We start from the raw sequence: 261 nt of genomic DNA on the forward strand, positions 1-261 counted from the left end.
CAACTGGCAAGCGAACGCCGCAATCACCACATCGGCCGCAGGCGTTGCCGACCATTCGCACGGCCAGTCGCGCACATCGACACCCTCTTGCCATTGCTGCTCCAGGCTTACATCGATCTGCGGGCACATACGCTCAAAAGCGCGCAGGGATATTTTTTGCAGCGTCGTCGATAACTACGGCAACATTCTTCGGCTGCTGTTGCTGCCGCTGGTGATCCTGGCAGGCATGGGGCTGTCGGTCGAAGCCGGTCTGCTTGGGCC

General features: G+C 60.5%; 1 protein-coding gene. It reads right to left on the reverse strand.

Annotation, left to right across the window (positions count from 1 at the left end; translation table 11 throughout):
* Window positions 1–162 (reverse strand): elongation factor P maturation arginine rhamnosyltransferase EarP (gene earP, locus AC0L3U_RS39600; protein ID WP_473365149.1); only part of this gene is annotated, 162 nt, incomplete at its 3' end.
* Window positions 163–261: the final 99 nt, after the last annotated feature.

The organism is Bradyrhizobium sp. Kon69 (assembly GCF_055807515.1).